The sequence below is a fragment of the Microbispora sp. CL1-1 genome (assembly GCF_012034195.1).
Taxonomy (GTDB): domain Bacteria; phylum Actinomycetota; class Actinomycetes; order Streptosporangiales; family Streptosporangiaceae; genus Microbispora.
The window spans coordinates 1-14,868 of record NZ_JAATEK010000055.1 but is presented as its reverse complement, the minus strand read 5'-3'; the positions used below and the strand labels follow the sequence as shown (position 1 = coordinate 14,868).

Genomic DNA, 14,868 nt, shown 5'->3' with positions numbered 1-14,868 from the left:
GCCGACTGTGTGACGGCGCCGACTAGGTGACCGTGCCGGAGGGATGATGGATGTGGCGACGATCGCCCGCCTGCAGTTCGCGACCACCGCGTCGATCCACTTCCTTTTCGTCGCGCTGTCGCTCGGCCTCGTCGTTTTCGTGATCGCCATGGAGACCGCGTACGTCGTCACGGGCAACGCGTCGTTCGAGCGTATGGCGAAGTTCTGGGGCCGGCTGTACGTCGTCAACTACGGAGTGGGCGTCATCGGCGGCATCGTCGTCGAACTTCAATTCGCGCTGAACTGGGGCACCCTGACGAAGGGTTTCGGCGACGCGTTCGGCGGCGCTCTGGCATTGGAGACCCTGACCGCCTTCTTCGTGGAGTCGACGCTTCTCGGCGCCTGGGTTTTCGGCTGGGGCGTGCTCGGCAGGAAAACCCACCTGGTCCTCATCTGGCTGGTGGGGATCTCCGCCTACGCGTCGGCGCTGTGGATTCTCGCCGCCAACGCGTTTCTTCAGCACCCGGTCGGGACGCGGGACGCGGACGGCCGCCCGCTCGCCGGGTTCGGAGAGCTGCTGGGCAACCCCGCCTTGGGGGACGCCTTCCTGCACGTGGTGTTCGCCTCGCTGATCGTCGGCTCGATGTTCGTGGCAGGCGTGAGCGCCTGGCACTTGCTCAGGCGCACCGGCGAGGCGGCGTTCTTCCGGCGTTCGCTGCGGATGGCCGTCGCGGTCCTGCCCGTCGGGACGCTCGCCACCGTTCATTGGGGGATGCTGCAACTCGTCGTCATCGAGGACATCCAGCCGATGAAGCTCGCGGTGCTGGAGGCGATCCGTCCCGGTGACTACGCGCCGCCGGAATGGATCGGCGTCGCCTATCAGGTCATGCTGCGGACCGGATTCGGGCTGGTGCTCCTGTCCGTGGCTCTGGCGGTGTTGCTTTTCCGCGACTGGATCATCCGGCTTCGCGTGCCTCTACGCGTCCTGGTCGCGGCGATCCCGGTTCCGTTCGGGCTGGTCGTGGCCGGTTGGCTGGTGCGCGAGGTGGGCCGCCAGCCCTGGACCGTCTACGGCCTGCTCACCACCGAGCAGGCGGTGACGCCCATGTCGGCGAACGTCGTTCTCACGACCTTCCTGGTGACGGCCGGAGTGATGCTGGTGCTCGCGGTCACCGGCTGCCTGCTGATCGCCCGCTTCGCCCGGCGGGGACCGGAGGACGGCGCGTTCGGCACGCCCCTCGGCCAGGCCGAACCGGCCGGGCCGGTCGGCACCGCCGTGATCTGACATCGTCGAGCATCCGGGAGCACATGTGAACACGTTCTGGTTCTGCCTGCTCGGTGCGCTGTTCGGCGTCTACCTGATGCTGGACGGCACGGTCATCGGTGCCGGCATGCTGCTGCGCGCCGGCGGATCCGGGGAGCGGGCGCGGCGCGCCACGGTCACCGCGTTCGGCCCGTTCTTCCTCGGAAACGAGGTGTGGCTGGTGGTCACGGTGGCGACGTTCCTGGCCGTACTGCCCCGTCTAGAGGGAGCGCTGTTCCGCACCCACTACCCCCTCATCGCGGCCGTGCTGGTGATCTGGATGATCAGGGACGCCGCCGTCTGGTTCCGGAGCCGGCTGGAGAGGCCGGGCTGGCGGCGGGGGTGGGACCGCGTGCTCACCGGGGCGAGCACGGCCTTCGCGGCGGCGTTCGGACTCCTTGTAGGCAACGTGGTGACCACGCCGCCGGGGTCGGAGCCGGTCCGGATGCCCTTCGGCTGGCATCCGCTGCTGTGGGCGCTGACCGTGACCGTCGTCTTTCTCGTCCACGGTGCCGCGTTTCTCGTCGTGCGCCTGCCCGCGGACCTGATCGGGGGTCCGCTGCGGGTGGTCCGCCGCCTGGCCCCTGCCGCCGCCGCGTCGTACGCCGTGTTGCTGGGCGCCGGTCTCCTCACCGGATCGCCCTCGCAGGGGACCGGGGCGGTCGCCGCCGAGGCGACGGCCGTGGTCGCCCTGGTCGCCTCGGTCAGGATCGTCGCGGCCCGGCCCCGCATCGCGCCGGCCCTGACCGCGCTCGCGGCGGCCGTCCCGGCGGTGCCCGTCGGCCTCCGCCTGGAACCGGCCGCCGCGCGTTCACTCGCCGCCGGGCCCGCTCTGGACGCGCTGGCCGCGTTCCTCGTGGTCGTGATTCCGCTCGTGACTGCGGTCCAGGCGTGGACCTGGTGGGCCTTCCTCCGCCGGATCGACGCGCGTACCCCTGTCTTCTTCTAGCCCGTCATGCCCGCTCGGCGGTGCGGAACAGGTCGCGTACGGCGGAGCCGAAGTAGGGGCCGTACATCGTGCGGTGGTCGTTGCTGTATTTGAAGCTGCTGACGGACGTCAGCGTGCCCCGGCCGGAGGCGGGGTCGAAGCCGCTGAGCCAGGGCCCGCCGCTGGCCCCCGCCGTGAGGTCGCAGCGCAGGCCCTGGTCGCGGGTCTGCCTCTGTGGGTCGCCGTGGGGGACGCCCGCGCAGTAGAGCAGCCGCTCGCCGTCGTACGGCGGATCCGCGGGGAAGCCGAATCCGTAGGTCCGGCGGCCCCGGGGCGGGTCGAAGGCGATGGGCTGCCCGCCCACCAGGTCGGTCAGGTGCTGCCCGCCGAGGTCGTCCACGGCGACCATGCCCACGTCGTAGTCGTCGTTGCCCGACCGCGACCAGGGCCCGGCGACGAACATCCGCCGTGCGGGGAAGGAGCCGTACGGCTGCCGCCCGCCGTCGTATCCGGGGACGAAGGTCCAGTTCTCCGCCCAGTCTCCTGCGCCGTCCTTGACGCAGTGCCCGGCGGTGACGACGAGGTCCCTGTTCGCGCTGCGCACGGCGCTGGCCGAGCAGGAGAAGTCCACGCCGTTCAGCGTGAGGAAGACCCTGCCGGTGGTCCTCGTCACGGAGCCGCCCGCCGCCCAGCGTGTGCCGCTCGTCGTCGCCGGGGGCATCGCCGCCGCCTGCCGGGCCCTGGCCGTCCTGCCGGTCCTGCTGGTCGTGCCCGTCCTGGCCGTTCCGGTGGAGGTACGCGCCGCCTGCTCGGAGGCGAGGACCACGCCGGCGGCCGGTAGCAGGGCGGCCCGGGCGACGGGCGGCAGCACGGACGCCGGGGGAGCGGCCGGCTTCAGCACCGAGGAGGCGGCGGGCCGGGCGGCGGCGATCTTCTGCAGACCCCCCAGCAGCCCGATCGGGACCGCGCCCGCCATCCTTTGCGGCGTCCAGTAGGTCTCGGAAACATGCCCGGCCACGTGCTCCACGACGTCTCCCACAGGGGAGATGTCCCGGCCGGGGGCGCTCAGGAGTCCGGTGACGAGGGCGGTGACGACAAGCAAGGGGAGGCTCGGAGTCATGGCTCCCGAGTGTGGACCACCCGGCGTCTTCTTGCCGCTACTTTCCGTGAATCAGGTGAGGGCCGTCTTCTGGGCCGTGTTGTAGACCGCCTCGGCCTCCGGGCCGAAGTAGGGCCCGAACATCCAGTAGGACGCGAAGTTGTACTTGAAGCTGTTCACCGAGTTGAGCAGGCCGCTGCCGGTGCGCGTGTCGAACCGCACGAACCACGGGCCGCCGCTCGCGCCGCCGGTCATGCCGCAGCTCAGCCCCTGGTCCTGCGAGCTGAGGTAGTCGTCGAACGTGCGCCCGCCGCAGTAGACCAGCCTGGACTCGTCGTACGGCGCGCCCGCCGGGTAGCCGAACGCGTACGTCTGCTGCCCGCGCGGCTGGTTGAACGCGACGCCCTGGCCGCCGACGACGTCGGTGAGGTTCTTGCCGCCCTGCGGCGCGACGACGGCGGCCGCGATGTCGAAGTTCATGTTCTCGCCGGAGTTCCACTGCGGGGTGGTGAGCAGGGTGGTCGCCGGCCAGGTGCCGTTGGGCCGGTTGCCCTGGTCGTATCCGGGGACGAACACCCAGTTGGCGTGGAAGGCGCCGTTCAGCTTCACGCAGTGCCCCGCGGTGATGACCACGCTCTTGTTGGCGCTGGTGACGGCGGTGCCCGAGCAGGAGGCGTTGCGCCCGGCGTCCGATCCGGCCGTGACCGTGAAGAACACCCTGCCCGTCGTCTTCGCCACCGTCCCGCCCGCCGTCCAGGACGACCCGGAGGTACGCGACGAGGGCTGGGCCGCGGCGGACGTCGTGGCCGCGGTCAGGGTGGCGGAGGTCTGCGTGGCGGAGGTCTGCGTGGCGGAGATCTGCGTGGGGGAGACGGTCATGGACCGCGCCGTGGCCGCCGTCGAGCCGCCCGCGGAGCCGGTCACGGAGCCGGTCGCGGAGCCGGTCGCGGAGCCGGCCGCCGCGAAGTGCCGGTCGCCGGTGCCGGGGGCGTCCAGCGGCTTCGCGGCCTTCATGCGCGCGACGGTCCAGAACTTCTTGACCGTGGTCTGTTCCTTCGCCGTGTCGGCCGCCTCGTGCACGGCGGGCCGTGGGGCCGCGGCCGACCGCGTGACGGTTCCTGTCCCGGTCGCCGCGGCGCCGTGTGCGGCGGGGAGCATCGCCCCCGCCGCGGCGAGGGCGGGGACCGCGAGAACGGCGAGACGTCGTGCCCTGGGGTGCATGCTCGGCTACCTCCGTGTCGGGATGTCCTGACGCGGGAAAGTAGCGACGCCTTCAACTGGATTTCTCACGATCTGCCGATACGGTTATGGGCAGATTCGGGCATATATGTGCTTGTTTCTCCCCAGCATCTTTGGACGCGGCACCCGCCCCCTCGGCGGACCCTCCGCGTACGGCCGCGTGCCGTTGCGGGCCCGCGGACCGTCTCGGAGACAATGAGGGAATGAGCTCCCAATCCCTGCCGCAGCCCCGGTCTGTCGTCGTGCTGGGTTCGACCGGCTCCATCGGCACCCAGGCTCTCGACGTCGTCGCCAACGCCCCCGGACGGTTCCGCGTGACCGCGCTCGCCGCGGGCGGCGGCCGGGTCGACCTCCTGGCGAAGCAGGCGGCCGACTTCGAGGTCGAGGCGGTGGCGGTCGCCGACCCCTCGGCCGTACCGGCGCTGCGCGAGGCCCTGGCGGCGGCGGGCGCGCGGGCGCGGGTGCTGGCGGGTCCCGGAGGGGTGGCGGAGATCGCGGCGTCGCCCTGCGACATCGTGCTCAACGGCATCACCGGAGCCCTGGGGCTGACCTCCACGCTCGCCGCGCTGGAGGCGGGCCGGGTGCTCGCGCTGGCCAACAAGGAGTCGCTGATCGTGGGCGGCCCGCTGGTCAAGCGCTTGGCCGGGCCGGAGCAGATAATCCCCGTGGACTCCGAGCACTCCGCGCTCGCCCAGTGCCTGTGGGCGGCCGGTCCGGGCGGGGCCGACCCGGTGGCCGTACGGCGGCTGGTCGTGACGGCGAGCGGCGGCCCCTTCCGGGGCAGGAAGCGCTCCGAGCTGACGGACGTGACCCCTGAGATGGCGCTCAACCACCCGACCTGGAGCATGGGGCCGGTCATCACGGTGAACTCGGCGACGCTCGTGAACAAGGGCCTGGAGGTGATCGAGGCCCATCTGCTGTTCGACATCGGGTTCGACCGGATCGAGGTGGTGGTCCACCCGCAGTCGATGATCCACTCGATGGTGGAGTTCACCGACGGCTCGACGGTCGCGCAGGCGAGCCCGCCCGACATGCGGCTGCCGATCTCGCTCGCGCTGGCCTACCCCGAGCGGGTGCCCGGCGCGGCGCGTGCGGTCGACTGGACCACGGCCCACACCTGGACCTTCGAGCCGCTCGACGACGAGGCGTTCCCGTCGGTCGGGCTGGCCCGTCACGTCGGAGCCCTGGGCGGCACGGCGCCGGCGGTCTACAACGCGGCGAACGAGGTATGCGTGGAGGCGTTCCTGAAGGGCGCTCTGCCGTTCCTCGGCATCGTGGACACGGTGGAACGCGTGGTGGCCGCCCACACCCCCGGCCCGGCGGCGTCCGTCGAGGAGGTCCTCGCGGCGGACGCGTGGGCGAGAGCGCGGGCGGCCGAGCTCACGGCCTGAGCCGATCCTCGGCGCGATCCGGGTCAGGCGGGCCGCGCCGAGGCCGGTCGGGTCAGGTCGTCGAACAGGTCAGCGTCGGGGTGCCGCTGCCCGATCCGTTGGCCAGGAAGCCGAACGTGGTCGAGGCGCCGGCGCTCACGCTGCCGTTGTAGCTGACGTTCTTCACAGTGATCTCGCTGCCGGACTGGCTGAGCGTGCCGTTCCAGACCTGCGTGATCGTGGCGCCGCTCGGCTGGGTCCATCTCACCGCCCAGCTGCCGATGGACGAGGAGCCGGCCGTCACCGTGACCTCACCCTGGTATCCGCTGCCCCACGAGCTGACGACCTTGTAGGTGGCCGAGCAGGCTCCGCCGTTGCCACCGGGGGTCGGGCTCACCGTGGGGCTGACCCGCGGGCTCGGCGACGTGTCCGGCGTGGTGCCGGGCGACGGGGAGACGCGCGGGCTGGGGGACGGGCTGACGGGCGGGTTGCCCGTCTCGCCGACGCCGGTCACCTCGCCGTTGCCGCCGTCGAAGACGACGTCGGAGCAGCTGTAGAACGTCTCGTTGCTGTCCGAGCGCTGCCACACGGTGTAGATGATGTGGCGGCCGCTCTTACCCGAGGGCAGGCGGGCGTTCCAGTAGTAGTGGCCGTCCTCGGTGCCCACCGAGCCGACGCTCGGCGGGTCGGTGACGCTGTCGAACGGCGTCGACTCCAGGTCGCTCCAGGCCAGTGCGCGGGTCGGGCTCCAGGAGTCCTTCGTGATGTACGACCGGAACGTGCCCGGGTGCGCGGCCCACTTGTTGTACTTGAACTGGATGGTCGCCCCGGAGGTCAGGTGGGTGACCGGCCAGTCGTCGCGGGCGAGGTCGAAACCGCTGAAGTCGTAGACGACCGCGCCGCCGCTGCACAGCTGCCCGTCCGGGATGAAGCCGGACATCCGGCCCGCGCCGTCCGAACGCAGCACGGCGAACCAGTTGTACAGCGCGTTGGTGCCGCTCTTGGCCACCGCGGCCGCGCAGGCGGGGTTCTTCGGCTGGATGGCTCCGCTTGAGGTCGTGCCGTCCTTCCAGCACAGGTAGGTGCGGCTGCCGGGCATCATCGGAGCGCCGTGCGCGGACGCCGGGGAGGCGAGAACGACGGCGGAGACGAGGGCGGACAGCGCGGCGACGATCAGTGCGATCGTCGCTGTCGACAGTTTTCTTCGTGGTCTACCCACGGGCTACCCTTTCGCGTGGTCATGGCTGCCGCACTCGTGGTGCAGCACGGCACCGCCGACGGCGCGAGCACGTCGGCCCGGGGGGACAGCCGTTGACTTACCAACCAGGTGGTGCGAGAGCGCTCACGCGATTCGGACTCTAGGTCGGCCTCCGCCCCCTGCCCACCCGCGCGATGGCCGCCGCGCCCGTCCTCGCAGGTGGCGGCTCTTCCTTCAGCCGCGGGTCATGAAACCTTCATTCATCGTGAAAAGCTTTCGGCCCGCCCGGCGTCGCGGCACTCCTTAGACTGGGAGGGCCCCCACCGGGCGTCGCCTATCACAACAAGGTGCAGAAATGTCTGTTGATCTCGGGATTCCCGCCGTACGGACCCAGCCGATCGCCAAGCGGCGGGTGTCACGTCAGATCATGGTCGGCTCGGTCCCCGTCGGCGGGGACGCGCCGGTCTCGGTGCAGTCCATGACCACCACCCTGACCGCCGACGTCAACTCCACCCTGCAGCAGATCGCCGAGCTCACCGCCGCCGGCTGCCAGATCGTCCGCGTCGCGGTCCCCTCGCAGGACGACGCCGACGCGCTGCCGGCCATCGCGAAGAAGTCCAAGATCCCCGTCATCGCCGACATCCATTTTCAGCCCAAATACGTCTTCGCGGCGATCGACGCCGGATGCGCCGCCGTCCGGGTGAACCCCGGGAACATCAAGAAGTTCGATGACAAGGTCGGAGAGATCGCCCGCGCGGCCTCCGACGCCGGTGTGCCGATCAGGATCGGCGTCAACGCCGGCTCGCTCGACCCGCGCCTGCTGCAGAAGTACGGCAAGGCCACGCCCGAGGCCCTGGTCGAGTCGGCGCTGTGGGAGTGCTCCCTGTTCGAGGAGCACGGCTTCCGCGACATCAAGATCTCGGTCAAGCACAACGACCCGGTCGTCATGGTCCAGGCCTACCGGCTGCTCGCCCAGCGCTGCGACTACCCGCTGCACCTCGGCGTGACCGAGGCGGGGCCGGCCTTCCAGGGCACGATCAAGTCGGCCGTGGCGTTCGGTGCGCTGCTGGCCGAGGGGATCGGCGACACCATCCGAGTGTCGCTGTCGGCGCCTCCGGTCGAGGAGGTCAAGGTCGGCACGCAGATCCTCGAGTCGCTGGGCCTGCGCGAGCGCGGCCTGGAGATCGTCTCGTGCCCGTCCTGCGGCCGTGCCCAGGTGGACGTCTACACCCTCGCCGAGCAGGTGCAGGCCGGGCTGACCGGGCTCAAGGTGCCGCTGCGCGTGGCTGTGATGGGCTGCGTGGTCAACGGGCCCGGCGAGGCCAGGGAGGCCGACCTCGGCGTCGCCTCCGGCAACGGCAAGGGCCAGATCTTCGTGAAGGGCGAGGTCATCAAGACCGTCCCCGAGTCGCAGATCGTCGAGACCCTCATCGAGGAGGCCCTGCGCCTGGCCGAGGAGATGGGCGTCGACGTGGACCTCGACGACGAGGACGCCGGTCCGGAGGTCGTCGTCAGCTGACCCTGGCATTACAGTTCGCAATGCTCTGACTACACAATGGCAATGAACGGGTAGTACGGACCGTACTCGGTCGATCACATCGCGAAGCTGTCCTCTGCTGTTCGGAAGCAGAGGAGCAATGCCGGTGAAGCGGGTCGTTGGTGTGGTCGCGGGCGTGGCGGTGCTGGTCGCCGGGCTGGTCGGGCCGGAAGGTGTGGCAGCCGGGACGGACCGGCCGGGGCACTGGGGGCCGCCGAAGCGTCCGCTCGAGTGGAAGCAGTGCCCGCCGGAGAAGAAATCGTCCTCCGGCGGCCTGCTCGGCCTCGGCTCGGCCCGGCCGATCGGGTCCATCGAGCCTTTCGCATCGACCGGGCGTTTCGCATCGAGCGGGCCTTTTGCGTCGAGCGGGCCTTTTGCGTCGAGCGGGCCTTTTGCGTCGAGCGGGCCGGCCGAGCCTTTCGCGTCGGCCGCGCCGGCTCGCCGGGCCGGTCGGCGGGAGCCGGTGCAGGAGTGCGCGGAGCTGCGTGTCCCGCTCGACTACCGCGAGCCGTACGGCCAGCAGATCACCCTGTCGCTCAACCGCATCAGGGGCACCGTCTCACGTGACGGCAACCACCTCGGCACGCTGCTGGTCAACCCCGGCGGACCGGGCGGCGAGGGGCTCAGCCTGGCCAGGTATGTCGCGGCCAAGCTGCCCAAGGAGGTCGCGGCCCGGTTCGACATCGTCGGGTTCGCCCCGCGCGGGGTGGCGCCCAGCCAGCCCGCCATGTCGTGCGTGGACCCGGCCCGCTTCTACGCGCCGCCCCGCCCCGACAACGTCCCGAAGAACGACGCCGAGGAGCGGGTGCTGGTCGGCCGGGCCAAGCAGTACGCCGAGGGGTGCGGCAACCGCTGGGCCTGGTTCCTGCCCTACCTGACCACCGAGAACTCCGCCCGCGACATGGACACGGTGCGCGCGGCACTCGGCGAGGAGAAGATCAGCTACCTCGGCTACTCGTACGGCACCTACCTGGGGGCGGTCTACGCCACGCTGTTCCCGCAGCGGGTGCGCCGCCTCGTGCTCGACAGCGTGGTGGACCCCGCCGGCGTCTGGTATCAGGCCAACATCGCCCAGGACCGCAGCTTCGACCGGCGGCACCGCGACTTCCTCGCCTGGGTGGCCGAGCACAACGACGTCTACAAGCTGGGCACGACCCAGGCGACGGTGTCCTTCGCGTGGTACTCCATGCGCTCCCGCCTGCGCGACAGGCCCGCGGGCGGGGTCGTGGGCCCGAGCGAACTGGACGACGTCTTCTCCAACGGCGCCTACAGCGACCGCCTCTGGCCCTACCTGGGCTCCGCCTTCTCGGCGTACGTCCGCAACGGCGACTCCTCGGTCCTGGTGAAACTGTTCCGTACGGTGGCCGAGATCGATGAGGAGGAGGAGAACTCCTACGCGGTCTACCTGGGCGTGGAGTGCCGCGACGCGGCCTGGCCCCGGTCGTGGGACCGCTGGCGGGCCGACACCCGCAAGGAGCACGCCGAGGCGCCGTTCATGGCCTGGCCCAACGCCGTCTACAACGCACCGTGCGCCTTCTGGCCGGAGAAGGGCGGCACCCCCGTCAAGGTGGGCACGTCGCACCTACCGCCCGTCCTGCTGATCCAGGCCGAGCGCGACGCCGCCACGCCGTACGCGGGGGCGCTGCGCATGCGCAGCCTGTTCCCGACCTCGCGCCTGCTCGTCTCGCACGGCGGCAACCATGGTGTGTCGCTCGCCGGGAACGCGTGCGTCGACCGGCAACTGTCGGCCTATCTGCGCGACGCGGTGCTGTCGCCGCAGCGCAGGGGCACGCGGGGTGCCGACGCGACCTGCCCGGGCGAACCGGAGCCGCGGGCCACGCTGATGAAGGTCACGGAGGGTGGGCAGGGAACGGCGTCCCACACCTCCGCCAAACGGCGGTAGCCCGGCCCGGCCGATACCTCCCAAACGCTAACCGTTCGCGTAGGCTGGGCCCGTGATGCTGCGAACATCGGCGTCGCGCGTGCTCGACGACAACGATCGTGACGAGGTGCTGGCACTCCTCGACACCGATCCGGTCGCCAATGTGTTCGTAGCGGCCCGGGTCAGGGCCGTCGGCCTCAGCCCTTCACGGCTCGGCGGTCAGATGTGGGGCTACGGCCCCCGCGGAGGGCTGGTGTCCCTGTGTTACGCGGGCGCCAACCTGGTGCCCGTGAACGCCACCCGCGAGGCCATCCACGCGTTCGCCGACCGGGCGCGCAAGCAGGGCCGCCGCTGCTCGTCCATCGTCGGCCCGGCCGGCGCCGTGGAACAGCTCTGGGAGCGGCTGGAGCCGCACTGGGGCGGTGCCCGGGCGATCCGGTGGGCCCAGCCGGTCATGGCCACGACCTCCGCGCCCGCAGTCGACCCGGACCCGCTCGTACGGAGGGTCCGTCCCGAGGAGTTCGGCATCCTGCTGCCCGCCTGCGTGGCGATGTTCACCGAAGAGGTGGGCGTCTCCCCGGACAACGGCGACGGTGGAGCGCTCTACCGGTCGCGGGTCGCCGAGCTCATCCGCATCGGCCGGTCGTACGCGCGGATCGACGACGGCCAGGTGGTCTTCAAGGCCGAGATCGGCGCGGTCACACCGCAGGCGTGCCAGATCCAGGGCGTGTGGGTCCACCCCGATCTACGCGGACGCGGTCACGCCGCGGCGGGCATGGCCGCCGTGGTCGAGCAGGCGCTGAAATATTTCGCCCCGGTCGTCACCCTCTATGTGAACGACTTCAACCTCCCGGCCAGGGCCGTCTACCGCAAGGTGGGCTTCCAGGAGGTCGACACGTTCATGTCCGTGCTGTTCTAGCCGGTCCTGGGACCCCGGTCGTCGCGAAGCCCGCTCCGCCGGGCTTTCGCTGTGGTCCTCGCTCCCTTTCGCTCCGCTTCCCGAACCCGGTGAACGTCGGCGGGCGGCGCACTAACCAGTGCCGAGGCCGGCCTGCACGGGGCGCACCAGCCGGGTCAGCAGGTGGTCCAGCTCGGCCGCCGGGTCGCCGGTCAGCCCGGCATGCACCGGCCCGGTCTGCACGACCGTGCTGCGCGGTGCGGTGAGCCAGCGGAACCGGGCGCCCAGCGGCTCCCCGCACAGGGGGCCCGCCTCCTCGCCGCACGCCCGCTCGTAGGCGGCCAGGGCCAGCCGTACGCCGGGCAGGTCCACCGGCACGCCCAGCGCCAGCAACCGGGTCTCGTCCAGCTCCACCCGTGCGCACAGGTAGCCGCGCGGCTGGCAGTAGAGGATGACCCCGGCGTTGACCAGTTCGCCCCGCTCCACGCTGGGCACCACGCGGATCACCGCGTACTCGTAGACGTCGCTCATCGGCCGCCCTCTCGCGCCGCACGCCAGAAGCCGCCGATCGTCGCGCTCGGCCCGCCCCTGCGCGGAGCGGGAGCGGCGGGGTCGGGGAGCCAGTCGCGGGGGCCGGCGGCCCGGGCGAGCAGATGCTCGACATAGGCCTGCCGTACGGCGTCGGCGTCCGGGAAGCCCGGCTCGTCCTCCAGCCACTCGTCCGGGACCAGCGCGGTCACCTCGTCGAGCAGCGGCCGGGTGACGAGCCCGGCCAAGTCGGCGTCGGCCTGCTCCAGTTTCGTCGCGAACGGCGCGAGCACGTGGTCGCGGCCGTCGAACCGGCGGCGCGGGTCGGCCGTCGGCCAGTTGTGGTGGAACCACAGGGCGGCGCCGTGGTCGATCAGCCACACCCCGCCGTGCCAGACGAGCAGGTTCGGGTTGCGCCAGCTCCGGTCAACATTGTGGACGAACGCGTCGAACCACAGCACCCGGGAGGCGAACTCGGCGTCGGGCTCCCAGGCGAGCGGGTCGAAACCGAGCGCACCGGGCAGGAAGTCGATCGCGAGGTTGTGCCCGGCGCTCGCCGTGAGCAGGTCCTGGATCTCCTCGTCGGGTTCGCGGACGCCGAGTTGCGGATCGAGGTCGATGACCTTGAGCTCCGGCGTGGCGAAGCCGAGCCGCCTGGCGAGTTCGGCGCAGACGATCTCGGCCACGAGCACCCGCCTGCCCTGTCCCGCACCGCGGAACTTCACGACGTACGTGCCGAGGTCGTCGGCTTCGACGACTCCGGGCAGCGACCCGCCCTCGCGCAGGGGCGCGACATACCGGGTCGCCGTGATCTGTTCGAGCACGGAAGGAAGGTTACCGGCAGGGCCGGCGGGCGCTCCCCTCCTCGCGCCCGCCGGCCACCTGGGCGGCTCCGCTCGGCCGGCTCAGTTGGCCTTGCTCGGCAGCCACCACATCCGTCCCTCGGCGATGTCGTGGTAGACGTCGAGCAGATCCATGCCGGTGATCTTGCTGCGCGACTCGGCGGCGGCCCAGGCGTACACGCCTCGCGCGATCGAGCCGCTCTCCTGCTGGACCCGCATCGCATAGACGAGGGCCCTGATCTCGTGCACCTTGTGGTTCTCCGGCTCGGCCTGCGCCGCGAGCTCGGCGAGCTGGCAGGCCAGGCGCAGATCACCGTCGGCCGCCGCGGCGACGGCCCGGCCCGCGACCGACGCCGCCCCCGCCGACAGCTCGGCGACCGCCCGGGCGAACACTGCGTCCGGTGCGGGCTTGAGATTGGCGGGGTTGCCGTCATGCCAGCCGCCGTGCAGCCGCCAGATGTTGCGCACGATGAACTCGGGCTCGTCGTGGCGCTCACGCAGGTAGGGCCGCCCGGCCAGCGCGGGCGGTGGCTTGACCGAGTGCAGGATCTCGTCCAGGCGTGCTCCGGCGTTCATCAGATCGAGCGTCTGCTCGACCAGGCTGTCGAGATAGTCGGCCGTGTCGGTGAGCGCCCGGCGCACCCGGGCCGGGCCGCGGATCGGCAGCCCCCGCCCGGGGAGCAGCAGGTCGGCGTCGAGCGCGGCCATGGCCCGCAGCGCCACCGCCCAGTCGTCCGGATAGCGCTGGATCCGCTGCGGGTGGCCCGCCCCCGGGACCGACCACGCGAACAGGTCGCCGGTCATCAGCACGCCCCGCTCGGGCAGGAACGCCCAGGTGGCGTCGTCGGTGTCGCCGCAGGCATGGGTGAGCTGGAACGTGACGTCTCCCAGCGACAGGGACAGCCGGTCGCGGTAGGTCAGGTCGGGAAACCGCTGCGGCGGCGGCCAGACCAGCCGGGGGAAGCCGCGCTCGCGCAGGTCGACGACCGCGTTGTATCCGGCGGTCCTGCCCTGCTGGGCGAGTCTGAGGGCCAGCCTTTCCTGCGCCACCACCAGTGGGCGGGGGCCCGGCTCGGCGTCGAACTCCTCCATCCCCGCCAGCCGGTCGGCCCGGCTGCGGGAAAAGATCGCATATTTGAGCGGTTCGGACGACCACTTCCTGATCGCACGGTACGACTGCTCGGCCTCGCGGGCGTCGCCCGTGTCGAAGAGGCCCAGCCCGTCCTCGCCACGGACCACGTACACGTTGCCGCACGCCGGCCACATCGCCACGCCGTAGGCGATCTCCTGCACTCCGTCGCGGCGCAGCTCCGCGTAGGGCACGTCCTCGGGGCGCACCGAACCACGCCAGACCTCGTCGGCGTACGAAAGGATCGGTGATTCCATGTCAAGAGCCTGATCCTCTAGGCGGACGGTGCACAGTAGGGAGATCCCTAATGTCCGTGCCGGTCTCGCACCGCGCCCCGTACGCCCCGCGTGGGCGGCGTAGGCCCGCGCCGTAGGGGCCGGCGCGCGCAGTTCACCGCCCGCAGTTCACCGCCCGCAGTTCACCCCCAGCTCACCACCGCGCGGGCCAGCGTCACGGGGGTCAGTGCCGCGTGATCTGCCACCGCGCCGGCCGCCGTCGCGCGGGCCAGCGTCACGGGGGTCACCGCAGCGCGATCCACCACCGCGCAGGCTGGCCCTATGCGGGTCAGCGCCGCGCAGTTCACCGCCGCGCAGTTCCGTCGCAGCGCACAGTTCGGCACAGCGCAGTTCATCACCGTGAAGTCAGCGTCATTCGGGTCAGTGCTGCGTGTGGCACCCGGCGTGGCTCAGCAGCCGAACGGGATGCGGGCCGCGTCTTGACACTGCTTCTCCCTCCAACAGTGTCGGGGGCGAGGAGGGGGCGTCAAAAGGGCGGTGCCTCGAGGTCGCGTTGGATGAGTGTTCCTCTTGATTCGTCCTGTGGTGTGGCGTTGTCGTGTTCCTCCGTGTCGGGGCTGTCCGCGTCGGGTGTCTGGGTCGTGTGCCTACGGGTTGGTTGTGCCGGGGTTTCTGCGGGGGTTTGTGCTGGTGGGGTGGT

General features: G+C 71.4%; 12 protein-coding genes. 6 read left to right on the top strand and 6 right to left on the bottom strand.

The genetic code is table 11. The annotated features are described in order from the left end of the window. Positions 1–52 precede the first annotated feature (52 nt). Both HCK04_RS36540 and HCK04_RS36535 read left to right on the top strand, forming a co-directional pair. The gene (locus tag HCK04_RS36540) at positions 53–1,264 is read left to right on the top strand and encodes a cytochrome ubiquinol oxidase subunit I (RefSeq protein WP_205831158.1); all 1,212 of its coding nucleotides are present in this window, start codon (positions 53–55) and stop codon (positions 1,262–1,264) included. Positions 1,265–1,289: 25 nt separating this feature from the next. Beyond that, the gene (locus tag HCK04_RS36535) at positions 1,290–2,231 is read left to right on the top strand and encodes a cytochrome d ubiquinol oxidase subunit II (RefSeq protein ID WP_168066555.1); all 942 of its coding nucleotides are present in this window, start codon (positions 1,290–1,292) and stop codon (positions 2,229–2,231) included. Positions 2,232–2,235: 4 nt separating this feature from the next. Here HCK04_RS36535 and HCK04_RS36530 read toward each other — a convergent pair whose 3' ends face one another. Both HCK04_RS36530 and HCK04_RS36525 read right to left on the bottom strand, forming a co-directional pair. Then, a complete protein-coding gene (locus HCK04_RS36530) occupies positions 2,236–3,330 on the bottom strand; it encodes a hypothetical protein (protein WP_142651912.1) in 1,095 nt (364 codons plus the stop codon). A 51-nt stretch (positions 3,331–3,381) separates the two neighbouring features. Beyond that, entirely contained in the window at positions 3,382–4,530 is a 1,149-nt protein-coding gene (locus tag HCK04_RS36525) for a peptidase (RefSeq protein WP_168066552.1), read from the bottom strand. A 221-nt stretch (positions 4,531–4,751) separates the two neighbouring features. On the opposite strand from HCK04_RS36525, the gene dxr reads away from it, so the two are divergent. Next, positions 4,752–5,939, top strand: coding sequence for a 1-deoxy-D-xylulose-5-phosphate reductoisomerase (gene dxr, locus HCK04_RS36520; protein ID WP_142651911.1), 1,188 nt, complete (start codon positions 4,752–4,754; stop codon positions 5,937–5,939). Between the two features lie 52 nt (positions 5,940–5,991). Here the strand turns inward: dxr and HCK04_RS36515 are convergent, their stop codons facing one another. After that, positions 5,992–7,137, bottom strand: a complete 1,146-nt coding sequence (locus HCK04_RS36515; RefSeq protein WP_221890022.1) for a lytic polysaccharide monooxygenase — start codon at positions 7,135–7,137, stop codon at positions 5,992–5,994. 334 nt (positions 7,138–7,471) lie between these two features. On the opposite strand from HCK04_RS36515, the gene ispG reads away from it, so the two are divergent. The 3 genes from ispG (at position 7,472) to HCK04_RS36500 (ending at position 11,454) form a co-directional block, all read left to right on the top strand. Continuing rightward, the gene (gene ispG / locus HCK04_RS36510) at positions 7,472–8,635 is read left to right on the top strand and encodes a flavodoxin-dependent (E)-4-hydroxy-3-methylbut-2-enyl-diphosphate synthase (protein ID WP_142651910.1); all 1,164 of its coding nucleotides are present in this window, start codon (positions 7,472–7,474) and stop codon (positions 8,633–8,635) included. A 481-nt stretch (positions 8,636–9,116) separates the two neighbouring features. Then, entirely contained in the window at positions 9,117–10,556 is a 1,440-nt protein-coding gene (locus tag HCK04_RS36505; RefSeq protein ID WP_142651909.1) for an alpha/beta hydrolase, read from the top strand. Positions 10,557–10,611: 55 nt separating this feature from the next. Continuing rightward, on the top strand, positions 10,612–11,454 hold the full coding sequence (locus HCK04_RS36500; RefSeq protein ID WP_142651937.1) for a GNAT family N-acetyltransferase: 843 nt from the start codon (positions 10,612–10,614) through the stop codon (positions 11,452–11,454). A gap of 111 nt (positions 11,455–11,565) precedes the next feature. On the opposite strand, the gene HCK04_RS36495 is transcribed toward HCK04_RS36500, so the two are convergent. The 3 genes from HCK04_RS36495 to HCK04_RS36485 form a co-directional block, all read right to left on the bottom strand. Beyond that, on the bottom strand, positions 11,566–11,964 hold the full coding sequence (locus HCK04_RS36495) for a DUF3037 domain-containing protein (protein ID WP_142651908.1): 399 nt from the start codon (positions 11,962–11,964) through the stop codon (positions 11,566–11,568). Then, positions 11,961–12,785 carry a HipA family kinase gene (locus tag HCK04_RS36490; RefSeq protein ID WP_142651907.1) on the bottom strand — a complete coding sequence of 275 codons (825 nt, stop codon included), beginning with the start codon at positions 12,783–12,785 and terminating at the stop codon, positions 11,961–11,963. Before HCK04_RS36490 ends, HCK04_RS36495 begins: the two co-directional genes overlap by 4 nt. A gap of 81 nt (positions 12,786–12,866) precedes the next feature. Beyond that, positions 12,867–14,189, bottom strand: coding sequence for an alkyl sulfatase dimerization domain-containing protein (locus tag HCK04_RS36485; RefSeq protein WP_142651906.1), 1,323 nt, complete (start codon positions 14,187–14,189; stop codon positions 12,867–12,869). Positions 14,190–14,868: the final 679 nt, after the last annotated feature.